The sequence below is a fragment of the Pseudofrankia sp. DC12 genome, assembly GCF_000966285.1.
Taxonomy (GTDB): Bacteria; Actinomycetota; Actinomycetes; order Frankiales; family Frankiaceae; genus Pseudofrankia.
Map to the genome: position 1 here is coordinate 737790 of NZ_KQ031391.1, position 24705 is coordinate 762494.

The following is a 24705-nucleotide window of genomic DNA, read 5'->3' on the forward strand; positions in this document are numbered from 1 at the left end:
AACTCGGCCTCCCGGCCGGCCGCCGAGCCGGGCGTGGAGTCAGCGGACGGGGACCTCGGCGGACCGCAGCGCGGCCTTGACCTCGGCGATCCGCAGCTGGCCGAAGTGGAAGACGCTCGCCGCGAGCACGGCGTCGGCGCCGGCGGCGACCGCCGGCGCGAAGTCGGCGAGCTGCCCGGCGCCACCGCTGGCGATCACCGGGACGTCGACCTCCCCGCGGACGGCGGCGATCATCTCCAGGTCGTAGCCGTCGCGGGTGCCGTCGGCGTCCATGGAGTTCAGCAGGATCTCCCCGGCGCCGAGCTCGACGGCCCTCGCGGCCCAGCCGACCGCGTCGATGCCGGTGCCGCGGCGGCCGCCGTGGGTCGTGACCTCGAACCGCGGGCCGTCGGGGTCCGGGCAGCGGCGGGCGTCGACCGACAGCACGACGCACTGGCTGCCGAACCGCAGCGCGCACTCACGCAGCAGCTCCGGGCGGGCGACGGCCGCCGTGTTGATGCCCACCTTGTCGGCGCCAGCCCGCAGCAGCCGGTCCACGTCGTCGGCGGCCCGCACCCCGCCGCCGACGGTCAACGGGATGAAGACCTGCTCGGCGGTGCGCCGGACGATGTCGAAGGTGGTCTCCCGGTTGCCGCTGGAGGCCGTGATGTCCAGGAAGGTCAGCTCGTCGGCGCCCTCGGCGTCGTAGAGCCGGGCCATCTCCACCGGGTCGCCGGCGTCGCGCAGGTCCAGGAAGTTGACGCCCTTGACGACCCGTCCGGCGTCGACGTCGAGGCAGGGGATGACGCGGACGGCGACGCTCACAGAATTTCGAGCTCGCTCCCGGGGTTCCTGCCGGATCGGCGAAACCGATCCGATGGGTCCGGCTTCACTCATCGCCCCCCCCGTTCGTCGCATCCGCGCCGAACGGGGGCCCTGCTCGCGGCCGTCCTCCTCCGTCGGACGCCCACTCCGCTCGCTCACCCCTGCGCTCACCGCGCGACGCCGGCCGCGCCGGTCACGACGGCGAGCGCCTCGGGAAGCGTGAACGCGCCGGCGTAGAGCGCCTTGCCGACGATCGCGCCCTCGACGCCGGGGACACCGGCGATGGCGGTCAGGTCGGCGAGCGAGGACACGCCGCCGCTGGCGACGACAGGCCGGCCGGTGGCGGCGGTGACGGCGGCCAGCAGCTCCAGGTTCGGACCGGTGAGGGTGCCGTCGCGGCGCACGTCGGTGAGGACGTACCGGGCGCAGCCGTCGGCGTCGAGGCGGGCGAGGACGTCGAACAGCTCGCCGCCCTCCTTCGTCCAGCCGCGGGCGGCCAGCGTGGTGCCGCGCACGTCCAGCCCGACGGCGATCTTGTCGCCGACCCGGTCGATCGCGCGGCGGACCCAGTCTGGGTTCTCCAGCGCGGCCGTGCCGACGTTCACCCGGGCGGCCCCGGTGGCGAGCGCGGCGTCCAGCGAGGCGTCGTCCCGGATGCCGCCGGACAGCTCCACGGCGACGTCGAGGGATCGGACCACCGCGGCGAGCAGGTCCCGGTTGGAGCCACGCCCGAAGGCGGCATCCAGGTCCACGAGGTGAATCCACTCGGCGCCGTCACGCTGCCAGGCGAGCGCCGCCTCGCGCGGGTCGCCGTAGACGGTCTCCGACCCGGCCTCACCCTGCACCAGCCGGACGGCCACTCCGTCCGCCACATCCACCGCGGGCAACAACGTCAACGTCACCCGCCCAGCCTACGGTGCCTGCGCCGGGGTGGTGGCCGGCGCCGAGGCGGCCGCGGATGCCGAGTCCGTCACCGGCCGCGGCGTGGCGGCCGGTGATCCGGTGGGGGACGGCCGGGCGGAGGCGGCCGGCCCGGTGGTGGCCACCGGACGGGTGGCCGTGGCGGTCGGTCTGGTCGCGGTGGGCTCGGCCGCGCCCGCGGTGCTGCCCGGCTGGCTGGTGGCCGGTCGGCGAGGCGAGGCCGGTGGCGGGGTGGCATCGGCTGAGCTCCGCGCCGGTGTCGTCGCTGGACCAGGCGGCGCGACCGTCGTCGAAGGCGTCGAGGCGGCCGCCGAGCTGGCCACCGATCCGGGCCCAGCGGGCGTCACGGCCGGCGAGCCGGGCTCCCGGGGATCGCCGGAGCGGGTCGCCGCCCGGTCCGCCTCGAGGGCGACCGAGCCGTCGGCGAGGCTGGGGCGCGGGTCGAGTGAGTCGTTCCAGCCAGCGGCCCGCAGCAGTTCGGGCGTCGGGGCGAGCCGCGCGGACGGCGCGGCCGAGGCTCCCGGACTGCTGATCGTCGGCGACGGCCCCGGGCCGGCCACCGAGGGCAGCAGGCCCTTGGGTGCGGCGTTGGTCCCCGCGCGCTGCCAGGCCGCGACCGCGCACATTCCGGCCAGGCACAGCACGATCCCGGCGGCGGCCGCCAGCAGTGCGACCTCGCCGTAGCTGAGCCGATGCCGACGAGCGGGCCGCGGCCGAGCGGGCCGCGGCCGCTCGCTGGGTCGGTCTGGCGGTGTCCGGGCCAACAGGTGCGGCGCCCGAGGCTCACCCGCGGAGGCGATCTGGGCGGGACGCGGCACGACCACGTCCAGATCGGGCCGACCCGGCACTGGACCGGGGCGGGCCGGACCCGACCAGGCCTGCGCCGGGCCGGGGCGCGCCGCCGGGGCCGGGGCCAGGCCGGGGCGCGCCGGGCCCGCGTCGGCCCCGAGCCAGGGCAGTCGGCCCCGGTCGAGCACCAACGACGTCAACGTCTCGGCATCCGCGATGTCCACGTCCCCGTCCGACCGGATGGCGGCGCCGTCCGCATCGTCCGTGGCCAAACGCGGGCCCGCATCGTCCGTGGCCAAACGCGGGCCCGCATCGTCCGTGGCCAAACGCGGGCCTGGTTGGGTCATGCGGGCCTCATCCGGTCCCCATGGGGATCAGCGTGGCCGGATTCACGCAAAGGCGATTACCTGACGCGCCCGAGCGCCTCGTTTGGGTAGTCAACTCTCCCGAACTGCGCGCTGTCGACCGTTGTCAGCCAGACGGCGCGCCCTCGGCCCGGGCCGGAGCGGGGCAAGGGGCCGCCGGGTTCACCTTCGGCGGCAGCCTCGCCGGCGGCGGTCGGCACTGTTGGCACGGACATCGTCGCTCCCTGGTCGCCAGCCCCCGGCCGGGTCCGCCCGCGTCGTCACGGCGACCTCAGCTCGCCGGCCCCGCCCGCCGACCCTCAGATGTCACTTTACGACATAATCGATGACTAAAAGTATCAGATCAACGATGCAGAGCTGGCCTCGGCAGCGGTGTGACGCGGCCTCGCGCCGATACGCCGATGGCGAGTGTCGGTGCCTCACTCTCCGCATCCAGGATGCTTTCATTCTCGCTGCCAGCAGTTACCGCGGCGGCCATGCGTGCGCCGTCCCTGCCACCGTGACGGAGGTCCGGATGCCGGATGCCAGCCAGCAGGCACCAGCGGGCCCGGGCCCGGCACGGGCCGACGACCACGACGAGATCCGGATCGGGCCCGGCGTGCAGGCCGCCGACATCGGCGGCGAGATCGTCCTGCTGCACCCGGACGACGGCGCGTACTTCGCGCTGAACGAGACGGGCGCCCAGCTCTGGCGGCAGCTGAGCCCGACGTGGGTGCCCCGTGGCGCCGCCGTCCGCCAGGCGGCGGCGACGGTCAGCGACGGCTGGCTCGTCGAGGCGCCGCACGCCGAGCGCGACCTGAGCGAGCCGCTGGACGAGCTGGCGCGCCGCCGCCTCGTCAAGGTCACCCCCCGACCGGCGCCATGAGCACGGCCGGCACCTTGGCGCCGGGCCGCGCGCTGGCGGGGTGGAACGGGTGGTGCGGGCGCAGCTGTGGTTCGCGGCCGGCCTGCTGGAGACCGCGCTGCGCCACCGCCGGGTGCCGGACCTCGTGATGGCCGCCGGCCACGCCGCCGGATCGCCCGCCGCGCGCTGGTACCCGGCGGGGCGCCTGGCGCTCACCGGCCCCCGCCTGGACGAGCTCGCCGCGGACGCCGGGGCGTTCTGGCGCGGCGACTCCGCCTGCCTGTCCCGGTCGCTGCTGCGCGGCTGGCTCGCCGCGACCGCCGGTCGCAGCGTGGACCTCGTCGTCCGCGTGCGCCGCAGGCGGGCGTTCGCGGCGCACACCTGGCTGGAGGTCGACGGAGCGGTGCACGCCGAGGAGCGCGAACCCACCCTCGTCTACCACCCGGTCGCCAGCTATCCGCTCACCGACCAGCGGAGGCCACCTAGATGACGTTCTGCGCCGAGCTGCGCCTCGACGGCCAGCCGCCGACGACCGCGCTCGTCGAGCGGATGCTCGCCGCCTCGGCGACCCCCGTCGGCCCCAGCGTGCACGCCTTCGTCGTCGGGCCACTCGCGGTCGCGGCGGCGGCGGGCCCGGCGCTCGGGCCCGCCGCGGACCTCACCCACACCGCCGGCGGCCTGATCGCCGTCGTCGACGGGTGGTCACCGCCCGCAGGCGGGCTCGCGGCCCCCGCGCCGGGCGACCAGAGCGGGGCGGCGACGCAGCCCCGGTCCGCGTCTGGCCAGCTTTCCGCCGCGTGGACCCGGTACAGGGCGTTCGGCCTCGACCGGCTGCTCGGCGACTGGGCGGCGCTCGTCTTCGAGCAACGGACCCGCCGGCTGGTGCTCGCCCGGTCACCGCGCAGCATGCGCACCCTGGTGCTGCGCCACGGCGCCGGCCGGCTGCTGGTCGCCACCGGCCTCGCGCAGCTGTGCGCGGCCGGGCCGCCGTTCGAGGCGAACCAGACCGTGCTCGCGGAGATGCTCCTGCACGGCCCGACCACCGAGCACGAGACGCTGGTGCGCGGCGTCGAGCGGGTGCCGGCCGGCCACCTCGTGGAGATCGAGGCGCGGGCCGGCGAGCGGCCCAGGCGCCGGGCCTTCAGCTCGCTGTACGCGCTCGTCCCGCCGCTCGCGGCCGAGCCCGTCGAAGCGGCGGCCAGGCGGGCCCGACCAGCCCTCTGGGCCGCGGTCGCGGACGCCGCGCGGTGCGTCGAGGCGCCCGCCGGGCCGGACCAGCGTCCCGGCCCCGACCTGGCGGCGCCGAGCACCAGCCCGCCGCCGGCGGGGTCGAGCACCAGCCCCCGGTTCGCCGGGGCGGGCACCGGCTCGGTCGGCGTGGGGCTCTCCGGCGGGGTGGACTCGAGCGTCGTGACCGGGATCGCCGCCCAGCTCGCCCGCTCAGGCCGCCTTGGCCCCGGCGGCTCGGCGCGGCTGGTCCCGATCAGCATGGTCTTCCCGGGCGAGCCGCACGACGAGTCGCGCTGGATCGACGCGGTCGAGGAGCACACCGGGGTGCCCGTGCTGCGGGTGAAGCCGGACCCCTACGACTGGGACCGCTGGCGCGCCTGGACGGCCGCGACCGGCGAGCTGCCGCCCTGGGCCAACCTCGCCCTCGCCGACGCCGTCCGCGCGGCCGCGCGGCGGGAGGGTGTCGCGGTCCTGCTGTCCGGCGAGGGCGGCGACGACTGGTTCAGAGGCTGGCGCGGCCACTGGCCGGACCTGCTGCGGGCCGGCCGGCTGGGCTTGCTGCGCCGGCAGATCGGCCCGGTCGGCGGGCCACGCGGGCTGCTGGCCAAGGCACGCACGGCCCGCGCCCTGGCCGCCGCCGCGTCGACGGCCCACGCCGCCGGGCCGCAGTCCGTGGCGCCGCCGTGGATCCGGCCGGCATCGCTGCGCCCGCTGTACCTGACCGACCGGCTCGCGATGGCGACCGCTGCCGACGCGGCGGCGTTCGCCTCGCGCGACCACCGGGCACGCTGGGTCCCAGCGGCCTACCGGGCCGCGGCGCCCCTGATCGACACCGCGCGGACGTTCTACGCGAGCGCCGGCCTCGACTGGCGCCATCCGCTGCACGACCGCCGGGTGATCGAGGCCGCGCTGTCGACCTCCGGCGCGACGATGTACCGGCGCGGCCTGACCAAGCCGGTGCTGCGCGCCGCGGCGGGTGAGGTGCTGCCCGCGCGGGTCCGCCACCGCGCGGGCCGGACGCACTTCCTGCACGCGCTGGCCGACGCGGTGGACGGCGCGGGCGGGCTGCGGGCGCTGCTGGCCGGCGGGCCGCTGGACAACGCCGGCTGGGTCGACGTCGAGGCCGCGACCGGCTGCTGGGACACCGCCGTGGCCGCGCTGCGCCGCGGCCAGCCGCCGCCGGTGCCCGAGCACGGGCTGGCCGCGCTCTGGCCCGTCGTCGCGGCCGACACCTGGCTCGCGCACAGCGGCGTACGCCTGTAGCGGGCCGACCACCGGCCTGCGGCGACGGCTAGGCCAGCGTGCGCAGCCAGTTCGCCAGGACGTGCGCGCCCGCGTCACCGGACTTCTCCGGGTGGAACTGGGTGGCGCACAGGGCGCCGCGCTCGACGGCGGCGGCGAACGGCTCGCCGTGCTCGGCGGTCGTGTCCCTGGCCGACAGGTCGGGCTTGGCCGCGTAGGAATGCACGAAGTAGAACCGGGTCTCGGCGGGCAGCCCGGCGAACAGCGTGGAGCCGGCCGGCGCCGCGACGGTGTTCCAGCCCATGTGCGGCAGGATCGGGGCGGCCAGCCGGCGCACCTCGCCAGCCAGCAGCCCGAGGCCCTCGGTCCGCACGCCGTGCTCGTCGCCCAGCTCGTAGAGGATCTGCATGCCGACGCAGATCCCGAGCACCGGCCGCCCGGCCGCCACCCGCGCCCGGACCGCCGGCCCGGCGCCGATCCGTTCCACGCCGGCCATGCAGGCCGCGTACGCGCCGACCCCCGGCACCACGAGGCCGTCCGCGTCGGCCGCCGCGGCCAGGTCGGAGGTGACGGTGACGGCGGCGCCGACCCGCTCGACGGCCCGCTGGGCCGAGCGCAGGTTGCCAGACCCGTAGTCGAGCACGACGACGTTCGGCTGGCTCACCGCGCCGTCCCGGCCGGCCGACGGGTCACAGGACGCCCTTGGTCGAGGGCACCCCGGTCACCCGGGCGTCGAACGCCACGGCGTCCCGCATCGCCCGGGCGACCGCCTTGAACTGCGCCTCGACGACGTGGTGGGCGTTGCGCCCGGAGAGCACCCGCACATGCAGCGCGATCCGGGCCGCCGCGGTGACCGACTCGAAGATGTGCCGGGTCAGGGTCGTGTCGTAGCTGCCGATCATCGGCGCCAGGTCGGGCTCGACGTGGACGCAGTACGGCCGCCCGGACAGGTCGACCGCCGCCTGCACCAGCGCCTCGTCGAGCGGCACCATCGCGTCGCCGAACCGGCGGATGCCGGCCTTGTCACCGAGCGCGGCCCGCAGCGCCTCACCGAACGCGATCGAGGTGTCCTCGACGGTGTGGTGGGCGTCGATGTGCAGGTCGCCTCTGGTCCGCACGGTCAGGTCGAAGCCGCCGTGCTTGCCCAGCTGGGCGAGCATGTGGTCGTAGAAGCCCACCCCGGTCTCGACGGCGCAGACGCCGGCTCCGTCGAGGTCGAGCTCGACCAGGACGTCCGACTCCAGCGTCCTGCGCTCGATCCGGGCGGTCCGCTTTCCAGCCATGTCCGCTACTCCCCGGCCAGCAGCGAGGGGCTCGCCGCCAGCACGGCCCGCAGCGCGTTGACGAAGGCGTCCATCTCGCCGGGCAGGCCGGCGGTGACCCGCAGCCAGCCGGGCAGGCCGAGGTCACGGACCAGCACTCCGGCGTCCAGCAGCCCCTGCCAGACCGCCCGCTGGTCGCTGAACAGCCCGAACAGCACGAAGTTCGCGTCCGACGGGACGACCCGCACGCCGAGAGCCGGCAGCTCGTCGACGATCCGGTCGCGCTGCGCCTTGACCGCCTCGACCGTGCCGAGCAGCTCGTCGGCGTGCGCGAGCGCGGTCCGCGCCACCGCCTGGGTGAACGACGACAGGTGGTAGGGCAGCCGGACGAGCTGCAGGGCGTCGACGACGGCCGGGTGGGCGGCCAGGTAGCCGACCCGGGCCCCGGCCAGCGCGAACGCCTTGCTCATCGTCCGGGTGACGACCAGCTTCGGCTGCTCGGGCAGCAGCGTCAGCGCGCTGGGCACACCTTCGCGGCGGAACTCGCCGTAGGCCTCGTCGACGACGACCATGCAGCCGCCGATCTCCTCGGCCGCGACGCAGACCGCCTTGACCACGTCGAGCGGCAGCGCCGTGGCCGTCGGGTTGTTCGGCGAGCACAGGAACACCAGCGACGGCCGGTGGCGGCGGACCGCGTCGGCCGCCGCGACCGGGTCGATCGTGTAGTCGCCGGACCGGTCCTCGGCGACCCACGCTGTCGCCGTGGCCAGCGAGATCAGCCGGTGCATCGAGTACGACGGCTCGAAGCCGAGGGCCCGCCGGCCCGGGCCGCCGAATGCCTGCAGGAGCTGTTGGAGGACCTCGTTGGAGCCGTTCGCCGCCCAGAGCTGGCTGGTGTGCAGGCCAAAGCCGGCATCCGGCGTCAGGTAGTAGGCCAGGTCGGCGCGCAGCGCCTCCGCCTCCCGATCCGGGTAGCGGTTGGCCTCGGTGGCGGCGAGCGTCGCCGCCTTGCCGAGCGCGTCCACCAGCTCGGCCGACGGGCTGTACGGGTTCTCGTTGGTGTTCAGCCGCACCGCGACGTCCAGCTGAGGCGCGCCGTAGGGCGAACGCCCGCGCAGGTCGTCCCGCAGCGGCAGGCTGTCGAGGGTCACCGGACGCCAGGGCCGGCCCGTCGACGTCGTCTCGTCCGGGCGCCGGGCGCTGACCCGCACCACCGGGCGGCCCGAACCGAACACATCCACGTTTCCGTGGCTCAAGGAGCTCACCGGGCCACCGCCTGCGTCTGCTGAGGTCCGAGCTGGGCGGGCGGCGGCGTCGCCGCCGCGTCGCCGGTGGCCTGGACTCGGGAACTGGTCGTGGGCCTCGTCATTGAGAGCGCACCTCCACCGCGTCTACGTGGGCAAGCAGGTCCTCGGCCGCGCCGAGCGCGGCGATGCGCGGCGCGACGGCCGCGAGTGCTTCCTTCGTGCACTCGACGACGTGCACCTGGCGCTGGAAGGCGCCGACGGCCAGCCCGCTGGAGTGGCGGGCGGTCGCGCCGGTGGGCAGCACATGGTTGGAGCCGGCGAGGTAGTCGCCGAGCGGGACGGGCGAGTACGGGCCGACGAACACCGCGCCCGCGTGCCGGACCCGGGCGGCGACCGCCGCCGCGTCCTGCGTATGGATCTCCAGGTGCTCGGCGGCCCAGGCGTCGACGATGCGCAGGCCGGCGTCGAGGTCGTCGACGAGCACGACCGCGCCCTGGCCGGCGAGCGCCTCCTCGACCCGCTCGCGGTGGCGGGTCGCCGGCACCTGCTTGCCCAGCTCCACCTCGACGGCGTCGGCGAGGCCGGCCGAGGAGCTGACCAGCAGGCAGGCGGCCAGCGGGTCGTGCTCGGCCTGGGCGATCAGGTCGGCCGCCACATAGGCCGGGACGGCGGTGTGGTCGGCGAGGATCGCGACCTCGGTCGGCCCGGCCTCGGCGTCGATGCCGACGATCCCGCGCAACAGCCGCTTGGCCGCGGCCACGTACACGTTGCCCGGGCCGGTGACCAGGTCGACCGGCGGGCAGCCCTCGGTGCCGTAGGCGAACATCGCGACCGCCTGGGCGCCGCCCACGGCGTAGACCTCGTCGACCTCCAGCAGCTGGCAGGCGGCGAGGACGACCGGGTGCGGCAGGCCGTCCCGGGGGCCGGGCGACCCGCCAGGGCCGGACAGGTCACGCTGCGGAGGCGACGCGACGGCGAGCGAGCCGACCCCGGCCTCCTGTGCTGGCACCACGTTCATCACCACGCTGCTCGGGTAGGCGACCCGCCCGCCCGGCACGTACAGCCCGACCCGGTCGACCGGCACCCACTTCTCGGTGACGGTGGTACCCGGGGCGACCTCGACCGTCACGGCCTCGCGCAGCTGGGCCCGGTGGACCACACGGGTGCGCCGGACCGCCTCGACAAGGGCGTCCCGAACCGCCGGGTCGAGCTCGTCGAGCGCGCGGCGCAGCGCTTCGGCCGGCACCCGCAGGCTCGCGGGGCGAACCTGGTCGAACCGCTCGGTGTACTCCAGGACGGCGGCGTCGCCCCGGTCCCGGATGTCGTCACAGATCGGCTGCACCGTCTCGACCGCGACGTCGACGTCCAGCGCGGCGCGCGGCAGCCGCCTCCGGATCTCGACGGGTGACAGCTTGGTCACGGTGGCGGCGTCGCCGCGCAGGTCCAGCCTTCTCCACACGCACACGAGGGTATCGGCCGGCGCGCGCGAAACGCGGTTCTCGTGCGCAGCGGTATCACACAGTGGTCTCCAAGCGGGCACCGGTCGACCTTCCGCCGCCACCGCGAGAGGCCCCCAATCCCGTGGCACTGGGAGAAGTCGGGTATCCGACGCGCGGTGCGGGCACTCGGCACCTGTCCCGGCGGCGGGGGTGGCACGCTGGATGGGTGACCTCCGGCGATCGACCAGCCACCGACCAGCCACCGACGGACGGTCCGGGCCGGCTGGCCGAGCTGCTCGGCGCCTGTGGCCCCTACGGGCGCCCCCTGCGGTCCCTGCTCGCACGGCTGGTCACCCCGACTGCGCTCGGCGGCTCGACCGGGGTCGGCCGGCTGGTGCGGGACGCGGGGCTTCCCCGGCGGACCGTCGAGGAGGTGCTCGCGGCGCTCGACGACGACGTCATCGAGGGCCCGGCCGGCGGGCCACGGCTGCGGCCCGACCGGGCGGACGCCTACCGCGAGCTGCTCGGCCCGGACCAGCGTCCTGCGGACGGGCAAGCCGCCGGGGCGCCGGGGCCACAGCCCGACGAGCACGCCCTGGTCGACGACCTGAGCGCGCTGATCGCCGCGGCACCGCGGCCGCGCGCCGACCTCGACCACGTGGCGGCGACCGCGCCGACCCTGCTGGCCAGGGCGGTCTGGCTGCGCGAGAGCTACGACCTCGCCGGGGCTCACCTGCTCTGCGTCGGCGATCATGACCTGACCTCGCTCGCCGCCACCAGCGTCATCCCGAGCCTGCGGGTGACCGTCGTCGACGTCGACGAGGACCTGCTCGACTTCGTCGGCGAGCAGGCGGCGCACCGCCGGCTGCCCGTCCGGACGCTGTTCGCCGACCTGCGGTTCGGCCTGCCGCCGTCGGTCGCCGGCGACGCGGACCTCGTCTTCACCGACCCGCCGTACACCGCGGACGGCGTCGCGCTGTTCTGCGCGCGGGGCGCCGAGGGCCTGCGCGACCGCGAGCGCGGCCGGGTGCTGCTGGCCTACGGGTTCTCCGACCGGACGCCGACGCTCGGCTGGAAGGTGCAGCGGGCGCTGTCCGACGCCGGGTTCGTGATCGAGGCGATGCTCCCGGCGTTCCACGCCTACGACGGAGCCGAGGCGATCGGCGCCCGGGCGGACCACTACGTCTGCCGGCCGACGACGCAGACCTGGCGCCAGCTCGACCGGGCCACCGGGCCCTGGGCCGGCCAGACCGCGATCTACACCCGAGGCCGGGCCGCGCTGGAGTCCGCCGCGGCACCGGGCGCCCTGGCCGGCCAACCGGTCGGCATCCTGCGCGACGCGGCGGCCGAGGCGACCGGTGCGGCACCCGGCGGGGAGCCTCGGCTGGTGGTCGTCGCGGACGCCCCACCGGCCGAGCTCGCGACCGCTGGCCACACTCGGCTGGCGACGGTGCTCGCGAAGGGCCTGCCGGCGGCGAAGGGGCCACGCCGGGTCGCCGTCGCCGCAGACCTGACCGACGACCCGGGTGGCTGGCTGGCCAGGCTGTTGCTCGCGGCCAACGCCGACGGCGTGGCCGCGCTCGTCCGGGCCGGCCATCCGGTCCTGGCGGCCGGCGGGACCCGCCCGTTCGCCCGGCCGGCCGGGCGCGAGCTGGCTTCGGCGAGCCCGGCCGTCACCGAGCATCTCAGCGCCCTGAGCGGCGCCGAGATCGCCCTGCTGGGCGGCCAGCCGTTGCTGGCGGCGAAGTGGCGGCCGCTGCCGCCCCGGCCGGCCGGCTCGGGCCAGGACCGGGCCGAGCCGCTGTGGGTGGTCTCGTACGCCGCCGTCGACGCGGGCGACCCCCGGGACCTTCCCGGGCTGGACGCGGGCCGCCTGGCGCGCTACCTGCTGGACCGCGCGCACGGCCGGGTCGGCAACGTCTGGCGGGAGGGCCTCGTGCGGCTCGCGCGGGAGGCGGCCGGCACCGAGCTGTCCCGCCGCGAGGCCGGCGACCGGGTCGCCGCCGCCGTGGCCAGCACGCCAGCCGCGGCCGACGGGCTGGCCGGCCGGCTGGTCGACCTGCCTCGCCGGACGCTTGGCGCCGTCCTCACCGCCGTGGCCCGCAGCGCCGACGCGCTGATCACCGACGCCGGCGGCGCCAGCGCTCAGGTCGCCGGCGCCGTGAGCGTCGGCGCGGCGGCGGGCGGGACCGAATCCGACAGGCACGCAACCATGGCCACCCCGCGCGGCGGCGCGCGGCCGAGCGAGGAGGACCGACCGTGACGGTGACGGGTCAGGTGCTGGATCTGGCGCCGCCGCAGCCCGCCGCGGGCCACGCGGCGGTGCTGGTCGTCGAGGACGACGACGCGGTAGGCGTCCAGCTGGTGCGCGGGCTGGTCCGCGCCGGCTACACGGCGACGCGGGTCGCCACCGGGGCCGCCGCGCTGGCGGCGCTCGAGGGGCCCACGCCACCGGAGGTCGTCCTGCTCGACCTGGGCCTGCCGGATCTGGACGGCACCGAGGTCTGCCGGCGGGTCCGCGCACACGGCGACATCCCGGTGATCGTCGTGACGGCCCGGGGCGACGAGTCCGACCGGGTCGAGGTGCTCGACCTCGGCGGCGACGACTACCTCGTCAAGCCGTTCGGGTTCGCCGAGCTGCTGGCCCGGATTCGGGCGGTCCGCCGGCGGTTCGCCCGCGCGGAGGCGCTCGCCGACGCGGCCCGCGCGGCGCGGGCCACCGGCTTCGTCGCCGTGCTGGCCGCGGCCGACGCGACACCGGCACCCGGCACCGGTGAGCCAGGCGGCACGGGCGGGCGCGGGAACGAGGGGGGCCTGGACCCGGATGTGATCCGCCATGGCGCACTGGTCGTGGACCGGCGGACCCGGCGCATCACGCTGGCCGGCCGGCCCGTGGCCGCCACGGCGCGGGAGTTCGACCTGCTCGCCTACCTGGCCGCTGACCCGGGCCGGGTCCGCGCCCGCCGGGAGATCTTCCAGGCCATCTGGGGCCCGTGGTTCGGCTCGACGAAGGTGCTCGACGTCCACATCGGGTCGCTGCGCCGCAAGCTGGGCCGCCCCGAGCTGATCGAGACCGTCTACGGCGTCGGCTTCCGGCTGGCGGACCCGGCCGAGCCGGCCGGCTGAGCCGGGGAGGAGGAGGCCGTGAGCAAGCGGGTCATCGCGATCCAGCTCCTGCTGATCGCGTTGCTGCTGGTCGGCGTGTGCATCCCGTTGGGCATGGACGCGGCGGAGCACGACCGTGACCTGCTGACGGCGCGCGCGGTGGCGGCCGCGGATGCCTACGCCTCTGAGGTGAAGTGGCGCCGGCTGTCCACCGGGACGTCGACACTGCCCAGCGAGGAGGACGACGACCTGGCGCTCTACAGCCCGGACAGCAAGCTGACCTCCTCGTCCGGCCGGCCCATCCCGCTGACGGCCGCCCAGCTGCGCTCGGCCTGCACCGGCCGGGTGGTGCTGTCACCGTCGGCCGCGGACGGCCGGCGCGTCATCGTCCTGACCCCGGTCACCGGCGACACCGGGGTCCTGTCGATCCTGGTGCTGGCCCGGTCCGACCACGCGACCCAGGTGGCGATCCGCAACCGCTGGATCCGGCTGTTCGGCGGCGCGGGTCTGGCGAGCCTGGTCGCCCTGGCGCTGTCGGTGCTGCTCGCCCAGTGGGTCAGCCGGCCGCTACGGCGGCTGGAGCGAGCCGCCGCGACGCTCGGCGACGGCGAGCTGTCGGCTCGCGCGCGGGCGGTCGGCGGCCCGAGCGAGGTGCGCCAGCTCGCGTCGAGCTTCGACGCGATGGCGGACCGGATCGAGGAGCTGGTCGGCAGCGAGCGGGCCTTCCTCGCCGACGTCTCCCACCAGATCCGCACCCCGCTGACCGCCATGCGGCTGCGCCTGGAGCTGCTCACCGAGGACCTGCTGGACAACCCGGTGGCCGCCATGGAGGTCAACGGCACGCTGACCGAGGTGCACCGCCTGTCCAGGATGGTCGACGGCCTGCTCGCGATGGCCCGGGCACACGCCCGGGACACCGCCCGGCTGCCGGTGGCCGTCGACGAGGTGGTGGCCCAGCGCGCGGTGATCTGGTGGCCGGTCGCCCAGGCCGCCGGCGTCGAGCTGTGGACCGACGTGCGTGACCCGAGCACGGCGCTGCTCACCCCCGGCCACCTGGAGCAGGTGCTGGACAACCTGCTCGCCAACGCGCTGGAGGCAAGCCCGCCCGGCGGCCGGGTGGTCGTCGCGACCGTCGCGGCCCCGGCAGGACAGGCACCGATGCTGCGGCTCACGGTGGCCGACGACGGGCCGGGAATGCCCGCGGCCGCCCGGGCCAGGGCCTTCGAGCGGTTCCGGACGGACCTGGCGAGGTCCCGCGCGGTCCGGGCCGACCGGCGCGGGAACGGCCTCGGCCTCGCTGTCGTGCACGCGCTGGTGGCGGCCGACGGAGGCCAGGTCAGGCTGGTGGAGACGGAGTCGGGCGGGCTGCTGGTGGCGCTCGACCTGCCGGCCTCGCCCGCCGCGGCTCCAGACCCCGCCGCCGGCGTGGAGCGCGAGCGGCACGCGCGGGCGGCGGCCACCGGCTGACGGACGGAGTGCGCGTCGGCTGGCGCTGACCGCCGGAGCACGCCCCGGCAACCGGATGACACCCGCCGTGTGTTGTGCGGCCACCGGCTGACGGACGGCGCCGGCCCGCTCGGGCGCACCCGAGCGGGCCGGCGTCCCCGGGTACCGGTCAGGCTCACCGCCTCAGGTCACCGGTCCCAGTGCTGCTCGTTGCCTGGGTTGTCGCGCCTCACGGCATCCGGATCCGTGCTCGGGCCGGTGCCGTAGCCACCGCGGCTCTCCTCCTCCCCGTAGCCGCCGCCGCTCTCCGGGCCTCGATAGGCGCCGCGGGTCTCGGAGCCCGGGCCACCACGGCCCTCGGAGCCGTACCCGCCAGGGCTGTCGTAGCCGCCCTGGCTGTCGGAGCGGGGCCGCTCACCGGTCATGCCGGTGCGGCCGACCTCCTGAGGCTGGCTGTCCTGACCGGCGTACTCCCGGTCCCGGCCGATGACCCGGGCGCGCTCGGCGCCGCGGCCCGAGTAGCCCGACATCGACGCGTCCCGCTCGACCTGGCCCTTGCCAGGGACGTGCTCACCGCTGGCCCTGGCCCGAAGGACGGCGAGCAGCGTCATCGCGAGCGCGCAGATGAGGCTCAGGATCAGGCCAACGCGCGCGCCCGAGGCCACGGCGACGTAGCCGTAGTTGGCGTCCACGTGCGGAAGGGAGATCCAGCGCACCGCGATCAGCAGCGCGGCGAGCGCACTGAGCGCCGCGATGGCGGTGGAGCTACCGATGCGGCCACCGGGCAGCTTGCCGCGGCCCATCAGGTGCGCCGCGGCCAGCCCGGCCGCGACGAGCATCAGCACGACCGGGATCCACGCCAGCGCGCCGGAATGCCACGCGTTCAGGCTGCCGCTCCAGCTGTGCAGTGTGCCGTAGCCGTAATTGTCGTAGGTATATCCCCGGTATCTCGTGCCGAACCACGGCAGGAAACTGAAGATCAGACCAAGAATCCCGAGGCCGATAATCGGGATGTCATGGGACGCGGCACCGTCTCCCTTACCGCGGCCGGCCTTGGTCGCGGTGGTTCCGGGGCCATCATGGGTCGCAGGACCGCGACCGGCCATATTCGCCATTGACGACAACCTCGTCTCTCCCGAGCCATCTTCTGGCGTCGGCTCTCGCCGTGCCCGGAAGCTCGTGGTCGGAGGGTTTCCTCGATCGAGCCGTCCACCATCGTTTCGGGTCAGCTTGAAACCGCGAGGTGGCGTAGGGGAACTCCCCGAGTTCCGGCGCGCAGAAACCAGGCCGGACACGCGGCCGCGGCATTTCCGGCCGGACCGTCCCGTTTTCTGCCGGGCTGGGGCGTCAGCCGCCGAGGCCGGGCCCCGTGCCCGCGGTGGCGTGCCGCACCGCCAACGCGAGGACGTACGGGTCGAGGCGGGTGGCGGCGAAACCGAAGTGCCGGTAGAAGCTCCTGGCCTGGCCGGAGACGGCGTGCGCCAGCAGCAGCGGCAGGCCGGCGGTCCGGTAGACGGTCGCCGCGCGCATGACCGCGTCCCTCAGCAGCCGGGCCCCGACGCCGCGGCCCTGCGCGGTCTCGTCGACCGCGAGCCGGCCGACCACCAGTGCCGGCAGCGGTCCGAACGTGGCGGCCGGCGGCCGGCGCGAGCGCCACCGTGACGCCAACGGTGCCCGGCTGGGCTCGACCGCGCCACGGGTGAGGCAGTAGTAGCCGATGACCCGACCACCGTCGGCCGCGAGGACGAACGTCGTCACGCCCTCCTCCTGCTGCTCCAGCGCGTGATGGCGCAGCCAGCTGTCGAGGACCTCCTCGCCGCCGCGGAAGCCCCTCGTGTCGTGCTGGTCGGTGAGCCTGGTCGGTGAGCCTGCCGGGCGCCCGCTCACCGGGCTTCCTCGTCCGGGCCGTCCTCCAGCAGCTCGCGCAGCCGCCCCGCCTCGTCGGGCGCCGGGCCGCCGAGCAGCTCGGCGAGCTCCTTCCAGGCGACGTCGGTGGCCCCGAACAGCCGCCGGTCCGCCAGCGTGTCGGCCGCGTGGCGCCGCATCGCTTCCGCGCCGAAGTCCTCCAGCGTCACGCCCAGGCTGTCGGCGGCCGAGCGCACCAGCTCAGCGGCCTCCCCCGTCAGCCGCACCGTGACCTGCTCGCCCTCGTCGGTTGCACCCACGCCCGCCAGTCTGCCTTGTCCCACTCCCAGACCGGCACCGACCCGAGTGAACCACCCATCGGCGGGGCCGGGGGGTGGCCGGGGGGTGGCCGGGAATCAGCGAAGAACGCAGCGCAAGTCAACTACGCGGTGCTAGCCTGCGCGTCGCGATGCCGCCATGTCCGGAACATCCACACGATCCCGACCTGCCCGGGGCCGGATCCGGCGGAGCGCAACAGTTCAGGGCCGCGCGCCGGCCGGAGCGGGCCCTCGGCGCGCGACGCCGGCTGGTCGCGCGCCACGGGCGGCACAGAGGAGAACGTGCATGGGGGACGCCGACGGGCGGGTGGCCTTGGTCACGGGCGCTAGCCGTGGCACCGGCGCCGCCATCGCGATCCGGCTGGCCGCCGAGGGCGCGGCGGTCGCGCTGACGGCGCAGGCCGCACACGAGGGCGACCCGGGGGACCCGGGGTCGCTGGCCGGGGTGCTCGCCCGGATCTCGGCGGCCGGCGGAACGGCGATCGCGCTGGCCGCCGACCTGTCCCGGCCGGACGGCGGCCGGGCCGGGCTCGTCGCCGCCGTGGAACGGCGGCTCGGGCCGCTCGACATCCTGGTCAACAACGCCGGGATGGGCGGCTACATGCCGTTCCTGGACATCGCCGACCAGCGGATCGACACGGTCTTCGAGGTGAACCTGCGCACCCCCTGGGAGCTGTGCCACCAGGCGCTGCCCGGGATGCGCGCCCGCGGGCACGGCTGGATCATCAACATCGGCAGCGCGGCGGCGGAGGCACCGGTCGGCCCGCCGTACGGCGACAGCGTGGTCGACCTCCAGAGCTCGCTCTATGGCAGCTCGAAGGCGGCGCTGCACCGGCTGACCATGTCGCTGGCCGCCGAGGCGTACGCCGACGGCATCGCCGTCAACGTGCTCGCGCCGGACGCGGCCGTGCGGACGCGAGACGACTGGCCGTCGCCCGAGGCGAGCCCGGAGCCGGTGGAGACCATGGCCGAGGCCGCGCTGGCACTGGCGACCTGCTCCCCCGACGAGCTGACCGGCCGGGTGGCCTACAGCCTGTCGCTGCTCGTCGAGCTGGGCCGTACCGTGCGCGGCCTCGACGGCGTCTCCAAGCTGGCCGGCTGGCAGCCACACGAGATCCCGCTCTCCCGACTGCGCCAGCCGCCGGTGGGCTGACGCCAGCCCGGCGCGGGCCGGACGCGGCTCAGGCGCTGTGGGCGGCGTCCAGGCCGAGGACGGCGGCCGCCTCGGCGAGGACCTCCTGCTCGACGGGCGGGAAGGCCCCGTCGACGCGTCCCATCACCTCGCCGAGCCGCAGGACGGCGGTCGCCTCGGCCGGCCGGCCGCGCACCTTCGCGATCTCGCCGAGCGCGGCGCGCTTGCCCGCCTCGAAGTCGGCGGCCAACGCGGCCAGCCGCTGGTCGAACACCCGCTCCAGCTCGTCCGTCGGGAAGTAGGCCATCACGGGGTCGGTCGCCAGGAACGCCCGCAGGCCCTCCCACTCGGCCGGGTCGATCCGGCCGTCGGCGGCGGCCACCAGGGCGCACATCGCCACCGCCGCGTCCCGGAACCGTCGGCCGCGCAGCTGGTCGCGCCGGGCGGCCAGCTGGGCCCGGACGGCCGCGACCGGCGGCCGGCCGCCGCCGTACCAGGCCGCCTCGGCCGCCGCCGGCGCGAGCCGGCGCCAGCCTGGCCGGGCGTTGGCGAGCCAGTGCCGCGCGGCCCAGGCCACGGGCAGCGGCGCGAGCCGCGTCACCGCCAGCTCGTCGACGCCGACGAGGCTCACCTGCCGGCTTCGCCAGGTCGGCGGTAGCTCGTCGCAGGCGGGCCACTCGGCCGCGAAGAGCAGGGTCAGTACATGCTCCACACCCGGGGTGCCGTAGGCCCAGGAGCCGCCAGCCGGGTCCGGATCGGCCCGCTCGGTGGCGGCCTCGCCGGGCCCGGACGAGCCAGCCGCGGCCTCGCCCGCGTCACCGGTGTGCTCGACGGCGCCCGCGAAGGCGAAGGACCCGGCCGCGGGTGCCAGCAGCCCGTCGACGTGGCGGGCAAGCGCCCGTTCCGCGCCCTCGGCCGCCCCGACCGGCCCGCCGGGCAGGGCATGCCAGAGCTCGGCCGCCGGCCGGGTCAGCAGCACCTTGTCCTCGATGAGCAGGACGAGTCTCACGTCGAGCCGGATGGCGGGTGGCATGGCCATGTCCCCTCTCTCAGGTGCAGGCGTCTGACTGGTTGCCGGCGGCTGTCCGCGTCCGCGTGAGCGCCGGCCGGCCCCGGGCCGTCACCCGGCGGGCAGGCTGCTCCGCCAGGCGGGCCGGGCGTCCAGGATCCAGTCGAAGATCATATTCTTGAGCGCGGCGGGGCGCAGATCGAGGCGATCGAGTTCGCCGAGGCCGACGGCGAACAGGTGCAGCTCTGGATCGTGGCTGATGATCTGCGCGGCCCACGGCAACGGCGCGGCGAAAACCGTCATCAGCTCGTGGACCTTGTCCGGGCCGACGGAGTAGTCGTGCTCGACGCACCCGACGAAATCCAGCGCGCGGATGTCGAAGCCGGTCTCCGCACCGGTCCCGCGGCGCAGCGCGTGCTCGACGGTCTCCCCCGGCCCGAGCTGGCCGCCTGGCAGGAAATACCAGCTCCGGCCGCGATGACCGGCCAGCAGCACCCGGTCCTCGGTGAGGATCAGGAGCCGCGCGCTGATCTCGGTCCGGTCGGCAGAGGGGGCCATGAACACTCCGCTGTGAGGCGCCGCGCACCGCCTGGCCGTGACCGTCCGGGCTAGGCCGTGCGGCCGCGGGCGGCATCGCGACCAGCGTCCCACATGGTGGGCCTGTCCGTACATCTCATTGTTTGCGAGCGTTCGAAAAATCGCCCACGCGTTGGCACTGGCGTTCCCGTTGGCGCTGAGCGCCGATTGCTCCGTTTACGTTTCTCCTGGCGTCCCCGGACCGCGTGTATTGGGTCAGGGCGACGCAGGCGAGGACGAGCGCTGAGACGGCGAGCGCGGCCGGGCTGACGTGCTCACGCAGGAGCAGCGCCGACCAGGCCAGCGTGAGGACCGGCTGGGCGAGCTGGAGCTGGCCGGTCCGGGCGACACCACCGCGGGCAAGGCCCGCGTACCAGGCGAAGAAGCCCAGGAACATCGACACGACGGTCACGTAGGCGAACCCGAGCCAGCTGACCGGCGCGGCGCGCGGCGGGTCGATGATCATCACGACCACGGTCGCGGGCACGGTCAGCGGAAGTGAACCGACCAGCGCCCAGCAGATGGTGCGAGCGCCGCCCAGCTCACGGGCCAGCCGGCCGCCTTCGGCGTAGCCGAGCCCGCACAGGCCGACGGCTCCGAGCAGAGCCACGTCCGCCGGCCCGACGCCACCCGACACGGCTCCCGAGGCCACGAGAAACGCGAGCACCGCGACGAGCCCGGCCAACGCCGCGGCCCAGAACAGCGGCGGCGGACGCTCGCGGCCACGCAGGACCGCGAACACGGCCGTGGACGCCGGCAGCACCGCGATGACGACGGCCGCGTGCGCCGCGGTCTGGGACGTCAGCGCGAGCGACGTCAGCAGCGGGAACCCGAACACGACGCCCAGCGCCACCGCCGCCAGCCGCCGCCACTGGTCGCGGGTCGGCCGGGGTGACCCGGTCAGCCCGAGGTAGCCGGACCCGAGCAGGCCCGCGCCCACCGCCCGCGCGAAGGCCACGAACCACGGGTTCAGGTCCTCGACGGCGACCCGGGTCGCCGGCAGCGACATGCTGAACGCCAGCACCCCCGCGCCGCCGAGAACGCGGCCCGATACCCACCAGCGCGAAGTAGCGCTATTCAGGCTCCTCATGGTGAACGATAGCGGAGCTTTCACGTCCCGCGCGCCGCCGCCATCGCCGGACCCGGCGGCGACGGAGGCCTGCGGGCGGTCATCCCCGCGAGCCGATGGCGATCCCCGCCGAGCGGGCAGGCACGGCCGCGGCGCCCGCACCGGAACCCGGCACCCGGCACCGGAACCCGGCACCCGGCACCAAAGTGCCAGGGATTTGGGGACATCCAGCGCGCAAATAGGCGGTCCAGCGACTGGTTCACCGGACCGCTGCCCGCCAGATCTTCCTGGTCAGCCTCCGGCGACCGAGAACGAGGCCGACCGCGGGCCACGACGCGGCAGCAAGATTTCCTGGACATTTCCTACCTACCAGTAGGTAACTATGTCCACCCACCAGACCCGCACCGGCCCGGGGCCCCGCCCGGGCGGCAGCACCCGGGAGGTCACTCATGCTGGTCAACCGCCTTCGCCGCCGATTACCCCGACGCGCCGCGCTGATCGCGCTGCCGGCGGCGCTGGTCACGGCCCTGTTCGCCGGCGGAGCGTCGACGGCCGCATCGGCGGCGGCGCCGCTGCCCGTCCTCTACAACTTCCCGGCGGCGGTCGCGATCTCGCTGGCGAAGCCGAACGCCGACCCGCCCGGCGCCAACGACTTCTCCTGCCGGCCGAGCGCGGCCCATCCGAGGCCGGTCGTCCTCGTCCACGGCACGCTCGCGGACAAGACCAACGAATGGCAGGCCCTCGCGCCGCTGCTGAAGAACGACGGCTACTGCGTCTTCGCGCCCAACATCGGTGGCGCCTCGCCAGACGCCTACATCCAGGCGGCCGCCCCGATCGAACAGAGCTCGGCCCAGCTCGCCACCTTCGTCGACCAGGTGCTCGCCGCCACCGGCGCCTCCAAAGTCGACCTCGTCGGCCACTCCCAGGGCGGCATGCTGCCGCGCTACTACATCAACAACCTCGGCGGCGACGCGAAGGCCAACTCGTTGATCGGCCTCGCACCCTCCAACCACGGCACGACCCTCAACGGCCTGGCCCAGATCGCCCAGGCCCTCGGCCTGTCCAGCACCGTCGCCTCGGCCTGCGCCTCGTGCGCGGAACAGATCATCGGATCACAGTTCCTCACGGCGCTCAACGCCGACGGCGGCACCCGGGCCAGCGTCCACTACACCGTCATCGAGACCAGGTACGACGAGATCGTCACGCCCTATACCTCGGCGTTCCTGTCCGGTTCCAACGTCAAGAACATCACCCTGCAGGACACCTGCATCCTCGACGGCTCCGACCACATCTCGATCGCCTATGACCGCGTGGCCCTGCGCTTCGTCGAGAACGCGCTCGATCCCCAACACCCCAAGCCGCTGATCTGCGTCCCGGTCCTGCCGGTCGTCGGCGGCTGAGTCAGCCCGCCCGGCACGGCAGGCCGCCCAGCACGGCACGAAGCCCCGCGTCGGGAGACGCGGGGCTTCGTGAATGTCCGGTCGGCGCCGACTAGGCGCGAGGCTCAGATCTTGTGGCCCCAGCAGCCCTTCGAGGCGTACCACGGGCTGGTGCCGGACATGGAGTACAGCTTCCCGGTCCCTGCCAAACAGGTCCGAAGAAAAACGCCGTAACGCGGGGGCAAAGAAAGGCGTCCCGCCCGGCGTGTGCCCCACCGTCCAGCGCGGCACGAGAACCACCATGGCAGCCAGAACCCAGCCCTGGCAAACCCCGAAAATCCCGGTAACCCGGCTCACAGACCAGAACCGGGGAATCAGCGGCCGGACAAATCCCGACACGGTCCGCCGCCCTCGCCACTCACCGCCACCGGCCCGGCACCCAGGCCGACGGACGCACCGGGGCGTGACCAGGCCGCCTGCACCGGGCACGCCCCGGCGACGAGACGCTCACCCAACGTCGGTCACTGTGACGACAGACACCGCGCCCCGGAGGCCGGACATCGCGCGTCGGAGCCGGCACGGGTGCAGCACCCGGCGTTGCTGTCGCGCGGTGCATGCCGCCGCCGCGGTCCCGCCTGAGCGGGACCGCGGCCAGCGGACCTCAGCCCTGCGGGTACTGCGGCCAGCCGCCCTGCTGCTGGCCCTGCTGCGGCGGGTACTGCTGCCAGCCGGTCTGCGGGTCGCCGCCCTGCGGCTGGCCCTGCTGCCAGCCAGCGGGCGCCTGGCCCTGCGGCTGCCCCTGCTGCCACCCACCCTGCGGCGGCTGCTGCCAGGCTCCCGGCTGCGGGGCTCCCGGCTGCTGGCCCTGCGGCCAACCGGGCTGCGGCGGGCCGTACGGGTACCCGGGCGGGCCGGCGGGTGGGGTCTGGCCGGCGCCGGACACGTGGCGCAGCGCGGTGAACGCGGTCAGCGCGAGCGCCGCGAACAGTCCGAGGAACAGCCCGGCGCGCGCGCCCGACTTGACGTCGGAGTCGAGAAAGTTCGGCACATCCGGCAGCGTGGCCCAACGGATCACGATCAGCAGCAGCGCGAACGCGCTGGCAATCGTGAACACGAGCGCCGGCGGGATCGGTCCCACGGCCGGCATCCGGAAGCGCCCGAGGGCCTGGGCGGCGACCAGCCCCGCGATCGCGAGGCACAGCAGGATGGGGAACCACGCGAGGAAGCCGGAGTGCCAGCCGCTCGCGGTGAAGTTGTGGTGGTCGATCTTCACGCCGTACCACGGCAGGAAGCTCGAGATGAAGACGACGAGGCCAGCCCCTAGAACCCCGATGTCGTAGGTCGCGACATCGCGACCTCCGATGCGTGCCATAACGTGAAAACCCCTCTTCACTAGCGACGAACGATGTGGGCGTGCTCGCTCGGCCCATGGCCAGCCCGCCAGGACCGGTCCGTGCCGCGTCCTGCCCCCCCCAAGCCCGCCCCCATGAACGAGAGCGCCACAACGTACCAAACGGGCATTTCTCGTGCGGTTGGGGTGAGACTTTCAGAGCGCGAACCCAGGTCACGCCAATGTCCGGAAGCCGACAGCGGCTTTCCCGTGGTCCGGAACATCCGCCATCCGAAGCGTTCGGGCGGCGCCGCTGTGCGGCCGGCGGCACGGACACGGCCCGCGAGGGAGCAAGGTAGGTCCGGGAGGGGCCTCCCGCTTAGGCCAGCTCGCCGGGCGCCGCCGCGGGACCGCTCTCGCGGCCGGCGGAACGCCGGGCCCCATCGGCCGACAGCGCGCCAGACCTCGAGGTCGCGCCGTAGAGCACACCACCCACGACGAGGACAGCACCGGCGATCTCGACGGCCGACAGCCGCTCGCCGACCAGGACCGCCGAGGCGGACAGCCCGACGACGGGCACGAGCATCGAGAACGGCGCGACCAGGCCGGCGGGGTGGCGGGCCATCAGCCAGCTCCAGATGCCCGAGCCCAGCAACGTGCCGATCAGGACCGTGTAGGCGAGGCCGGCGAGGGAGCTCCAGAGGTGGCCGGCCGTGGTGAACGCGCCGGCGACCCGCTGCGGCCCCTCGACGACCAGGGACAGCGCCAGCATCGGCACCGGCGGGACAACCGACATCCACAAGGTGAGGTGGAACGGGTTCGGCGCGTGCGCCCGGGCATTGCAGACGTTCCCGATGGCCCAGCCGAAGCCGCCGGCGAGCACCAGCAGGAACGGGCCGAGCGCAGCCGAGTCGTGCGCCCGGGTCCAGCCGACGACGCCGAGGCCGAGGGCGGCCACGAGCAGCCCGGCCAGCCGGCGAGGGGTGATCCGCTCGCGGAACCCGACCGCCCCGAGCAGCACGGTGAACGGCGCCGAGGATTGCAGTACCAGGGACGCGAGCCCCGGCTGGATGCCGGTGTGCATGGCCCAGTAGAGGAAGAGGAACTGCAGCGTCCCGAAGCCGATTCCATAGCCGAGCAGCAGGCGCGCCGGGACGGCGGGCCGGGGCACCAGGAGCAGCGTCGGGATGGCGATGACGGTGAATCGCACCGCCGCCAACAAGAACGGCGGGAAGTGCCGGAGTGAGGCGTCGATGGCGAGGAAGTTCAGGCCCCAGGCAATAGCGACGACGACGGCGAGCAGGCGGTGGCGCGGCGGCATACCGCGACTGTC

At 75.2% G+C, this 24705-nt stretch carries 23 protein-coding genes; 8 read left to right on the plus strand and 15 right to left on the minus strand.

Annotation, left to right across the window (positions count from 1 at the left end; genetic code table 11):
• Positions 1-39: 39 nt before the first annotated feature.
• The 3 genes from hisF to FRADC12_RS30830 form a co-directional block, all read right to left on the minus strand.
• Positions 40-804 carry an imidazole glycerol phosphate synthase subunit HisF gene (gene hisF, locus FRADC12_RS02910; protein ID WP_045875445.1) on the minus strand — a complete coding sequence of 255 codons (765 nt, stop codon included), beginning with the start codon at positions 802-804 and terminating at the stop codon, positions 40-42.
• 167 nt (positions 805-971) lie between these two features.
• Complete coding sequence (gene priA, locus FRADC12_RS02915; protein ID WP_045875446.1) at positions 972-1706, minus strand: bifunctional 1-(5-phosphoribosyl)-5-((5-phosphoribosylamino)methylideneamino)imidazole-4-carboxamide isomerase/phosphoribosylanthranilate isomerase PriA; 735 nt, start codon at positions 1704-1706, stop codon at positions 972-974.
• Between the two features lie 9 nt (positions 1707-1715).
• Entirely contained in the window at positions 1716-2786 is a 1071-nt protein-coding gene (locus FRADC12_RS30830; RefSeq protein ID WP_157488671.1) for a hypothetical protein, read from the minus strand.
• A gap of 607 nt (positions 2787-3393) precedes the next feature.
• Here FRADC12_RS30830 and FRADC12_RS02925 point away from each other — a divergent pair.
• Genes FRADC12_RS02925 through FRADC12_RS02935 form a run of 3 tightly spaced genes read left to right on the plus strand, consistent with a single transcriptional unit; the run spans position 3394 to position 6216 of the window.
• Positions 3394-3744: a PqqD family protein gene (locus FRADC12_RS02925; protein ID WP_084011256.1), complete on the plus strand. Its 351-nt coding sequence runs from the start codon at positions 3394-3396 to the stop codon at positions 3742-3744.
• A 52-nt stretch (positions 3745-3796) separates the two neighbouring features.
• The gene (locus tag FRADC12_RS02930; RefSeq protein WP_198152759.1) at positions 3797-4213 is read left to right on the plus strand and encodes a lasso peptide biosynthesis B2 protein; all 417 of its coding nucleotides are present in this window, start codon (positions 3797-3799) and stop codon (positions 4211-4213) included.
• Complete coding sequence (locus tag FRADC12_RS02935) at positions 4210-6216, plus strand: asparagine synthase-related protein (RefSeq protein ID WP_045875449.1); 2007 nt, start codon at positions 4210-4212, stop codon at positions 6214-6216. Before FRADC12_RS02930 ends, FRADC12_RS02935 begins: the two co-directional genes overlap by 4 nt.
• A 28-nt stretch (positions 6217-6244) precedes the next feature.
• Here the strand turns inward: FRADC12_RS02935 and hisH are convergent, their stop codons facing one another.
• The 4 genes from hisH to hisD all read right to left on the minus strand — a co-directional run bounded on the left by hisH (position 6245) and on the right by hisD (position 10169).
• On the minus strand, positions 6245-6859 hold the full coding sequence (gene hisH, locus FRADC12_RS02940) for an imidazole glycerol phosphate synthase subunit HisH (protein WP_045875450.1): 615 nt from the start codon (positions 6857-6859) through the stop codon (positions 6245-6247).
• A gap of 25 nt (positions 6860-6884) precedes the next feature.
• Entirely contained in the window at positions 6885-7478 is a 594-nt protein-coding gene (hisB, locus tag FRADC12_RS02945; protein ID WP_045875451.1) for an imidazoleglycerol-phosphate dehydratase HisB, read from the minus strand.
• 5 nt (positions 7479-7483) lie between these two features.
• Positions 7484-8671 (minus strand): histidinol-phosphate transaminase, encoded by a 1188-nt coding sequence (locus tag FRADC12_RS02950; protein ID WP_045879011.1) that lies wholly within the window; start codon positions 8669-8671, stop codon positions 7484-7486.
• A gap of 151 nt (positions 8672-8822) precedes the next feature.
• Positions 8823-10169: a histidinol dehydrogenase gene (gene hisD / locus FRADC12_RS02955; protein ID WP_045875452.1), complete on the minus strand. Its 1347-nt coding sequence runs from the start codon at positions 10167-10169 to the stop codon at positions 8823-8825.
• Positions 10170-10369: 200 nt separating this feature from the next.
• Between hisD and FRADC12_RS02960 the strand changes: the two genes are divergently transcribed.
• From FRADC12_RS02960 to FRADC12_RS02970, 3 genes are read left to right on the plus strand one after another with little or no spacing between them, the layout of a single operon-like run.
• Positions 10370-12406, plus strand: a complete 2037-nt coding sequence (locus tag FRADC12_RS02960; RefSeq protein WP_052710658.1) for a bis-aminopropyl spermidine synthase family protein — start codon at positions 10370-10372, stop codon at positions 12404-12406.
• Positions 12403-13269, plus strand: a complete 867-nt coding sequence (locus FRADC12_RS02965; protein WP_084010415.1) for a response regulator transcription factor — start codon at positions 12403-12405, stop codon at positions 13267-13269. Before FRADC12_RS02960 ends, FRADC12_RS02965 begins: the two co-directional genes overlap by 4 nt.
• A gap of 18 nt (positions 13270-13287) precedes the next feature.
• Positions 13288-14715 (plus strand): sensor histidine kinase, encoded by a 1428-nt coding sequence (locus FRADC12_RS02970; RefSeq protein WP_045875453.1) that lies wholly within the window; start codon positions 13288-13290, stop codon positions 14713-14715.
• Positions 14716-14882: 167 nt separating this feature from the next.
• Here FRADC12_RS02970 and FRADC12_RS02975 read toward each other — a convergent pair whose 3' ends face one another.
• The 3 genes from FRADC12_RS02975 to FRADC12_RS02985 all read right to left on the minus strand — a co-directional run bounded on the left by FRADC12_RS02975 (position 14883) and on the right by FRADC12_RS02985 (position 16859).
• Complete coding sequence (locus FRADC12_RS02975) at positions 14883-15809, minus strand: DUF5336 domain-containing protein (RefSeq protein ID WP_157488673.1); 927 nt, start codon at positions 15807-15809, stop codon at positions 14883-14885.
• Positions 15810-16041: 232 nt separating this feature from the next.
• Complete coding sequence (locus FRADC12_RS02980; RefSeq protein ID WP_045875455.1) at positions 16042-16581, minus strand: GNAT family N-acetyltransferase; 540 nt, start codon at positions 16579-16581, stop codon at positions 16042-16044.
• Positions 16578-16859: a type II toxin-antitoxin system TacA family antitoxin gene (locus FRADC12_RS02985; protein WP_045875456.1), complete on the minus strand. Its 282-nt coding sequence runs from the start codon at positions 16857-16859 to the stop codon at positions 16578-16580. Before FRADC12_RS02985 ends, FRADC12_RS02980 begins: the two co-directional genes overlap by 4 nt.
• 304 nt (positions 16860-17163) lie before the next feature.
• On the opposite strand from FRADC12_RS02985, the gene FRADC12_RS02990 reads away from it, so the two are divergent.
• Complete coding sequence (locus tag FRADC12_RS02990) at positions 17164-18030, plus strand: SDR family NAD(P)-dependent oxidoreductase (protein WP_045875457.1); 867 nt, start codon at positions 17164-17166, stop codon at positions 18028-18030.
• 28 nt (positions 18031-18058) lie between these two features.
• On the opposite strand, the gene FRADC12_RS02995 is transcribed toward FRADC12_RS02990, so the two are convergent.
• The 3 genes from FRADC12_RS02995 to FRADC12_RS03005 form a co-directional block, all read right to left on the minus strand.
• Complete coding sequence (locus FRADC12_RS02995; protein WP_045875458.1) at positions 18059-19048, minus strand: tellurite resistance TerB family protein; 990 nt, start codon at positions 19046-19048, stop codon at positions 18059-18061.
• Between the two features lie 81 nt (positions 19049-19129).
• Complete coding sequence (locus FRADC12_RS03000; RefSeq protein WP_045879014.1) at positions 19130-19576, minus strand: NUDIX domain-containing protein; 447 nt, start codon at positions 19574-19576, stop codon at positions 19130-19132.
• 115 nt (positions 19577-19691) lie between these two features.
• Entirely contained in the window at positions 19692-20684 is a 993-nt protein-coding gene (locus FRADC12_RS03005; RefSeq protein ID WP_232303575.1) for a DMT family transporter, read from the minus strand.
• A 428-nt stretch (positions 20685-21112) separates the two neighbouring features.
• On the opposite strand from FRADC12_RS03005, the gene FRADC12_RS03010 reads away from it, so the two are divergent.
• A complete protein-coding gene (locus FRADC12_RS03010; RefSeq protein ID WP_045875460.1) occupies positions 21113-22063 on the plus strand; it encodes an esterase/lipase family protein in 951 nt (316 codons plus the stop codon).
• 640 nt (positions 22064-22703) lie between these two features.
• Here the strand turns inward: FRADC12_RS03010 and FRADC12_RS03015 are convergent.
• Both FRADC12_RS03015 and FRADC12_RS03020 read right to left on the minus strand, forming a co-directional pair.
• Complete coding sequence (locus tag FRADC12_RS03015) at positions 22704-23414, minus strand: hypothetical protein (RefSeq protein ID WP_045875461.1); 711 nt, start codon at positions 23412-23414, stop codon at positions 22704-22706.
• Between the two features lie 337 nt (positions 23415-23751).
• Positions 23752-24693 (minus strand): EamA family transporter, encoded by a 942-nt coding sequence (locus FRADC12_RS03020; RefSeq protein WP_052710659.1) that lies wholly within the window; start codon positions 24691-24693, stop codon positions 23752-23754.
• Positions 24694-24705 lie beyond the last annotated feature (12 nt).

Excerpts from the sequence above, each read along its gene's own strand:
- FRADC12_RS02975 (WP_157488673.1), bottom strand. The coding sequence starts at position 15,809 with ATGGCGAATATGGCCGGTCGCGGTCCTGCGACCCATGATGGCCCCGGA.
- FRADC12_RS03015 (WP_045875461.1), bottom strand. The coding sequence starts at position 23,414 with ATGGCACGCATCGGAGGTCGCGATGTCGCGACCTACGACATCGGGGTT.
- FRADC12_RS02995 (WP_045875458.1), bottom strand. The coding sequence starts at position 19,048 with ATGGCCATGCCACCCGCCATCCGGCTCGACGTGAGACTCGTCCTGCTC.
- FRADC12_RS02990 (WP_045875457.1), top strand. The coding sequence starts at position 17,164 with ATGGGGGACGCCGACGGGCGGGTGGCCTTGGTCACGGGCGCTAGCCGT.
- FRADC12_RS03010 (WP_045875460.1), top strand. The coding sequence starts at position 21,113 with ATGCTGGTCAACCGCCTTCGCCGCCGATTACCCCGACGCGCCGCGCTG.
- FRADC12_RS03000 (WP_045879014.1), bottom strand. The coding sequence starts at position 19,576 with ATGGCCCCCTCTGCCGACCGGACCGAGATCAGCGCGCGGCTCCTGATC.
- FRADC12_RS02935 (WP_045875449.1), top strand. The coding sequence starts at position 4,210 with ATGACGTTCTGCGCCGAGCTGCGCCTCGACGGCCAGCCGCCGACGACC.
- FRADC12_RS03020 (WP_052710659.1), bottom strand. The coding sequence starts at position 24,693 with ATGCCGCCGCGCCACCGCCTGCTCGCCGTCGTCGTCGCTATTGCCTGG.
- FRADC12_RS02925 (WP_084011256.1), top strand. The coding sequence starts at position 3,394 with ATGCCGGATGCCAGCCAGCAGGCACCAGCGGGCCCGGGCCCGGCACGG.
- FRADC12_RS03005 (WP_232303575.1), bottom strand. The coding sequence starts at position 20,684 with ATGAGGAGCCTGAATAGCGCTACTTCGCGCTGGTGGGTATCGGGCCGC.
- hisB (WP_045875451.1), bottom strand. The coding sequence starts at position 7,478 with ATGGCTGGAAAGCGGACCGCCCGGATCGAGCGCAGGACGCTGGAGTCG.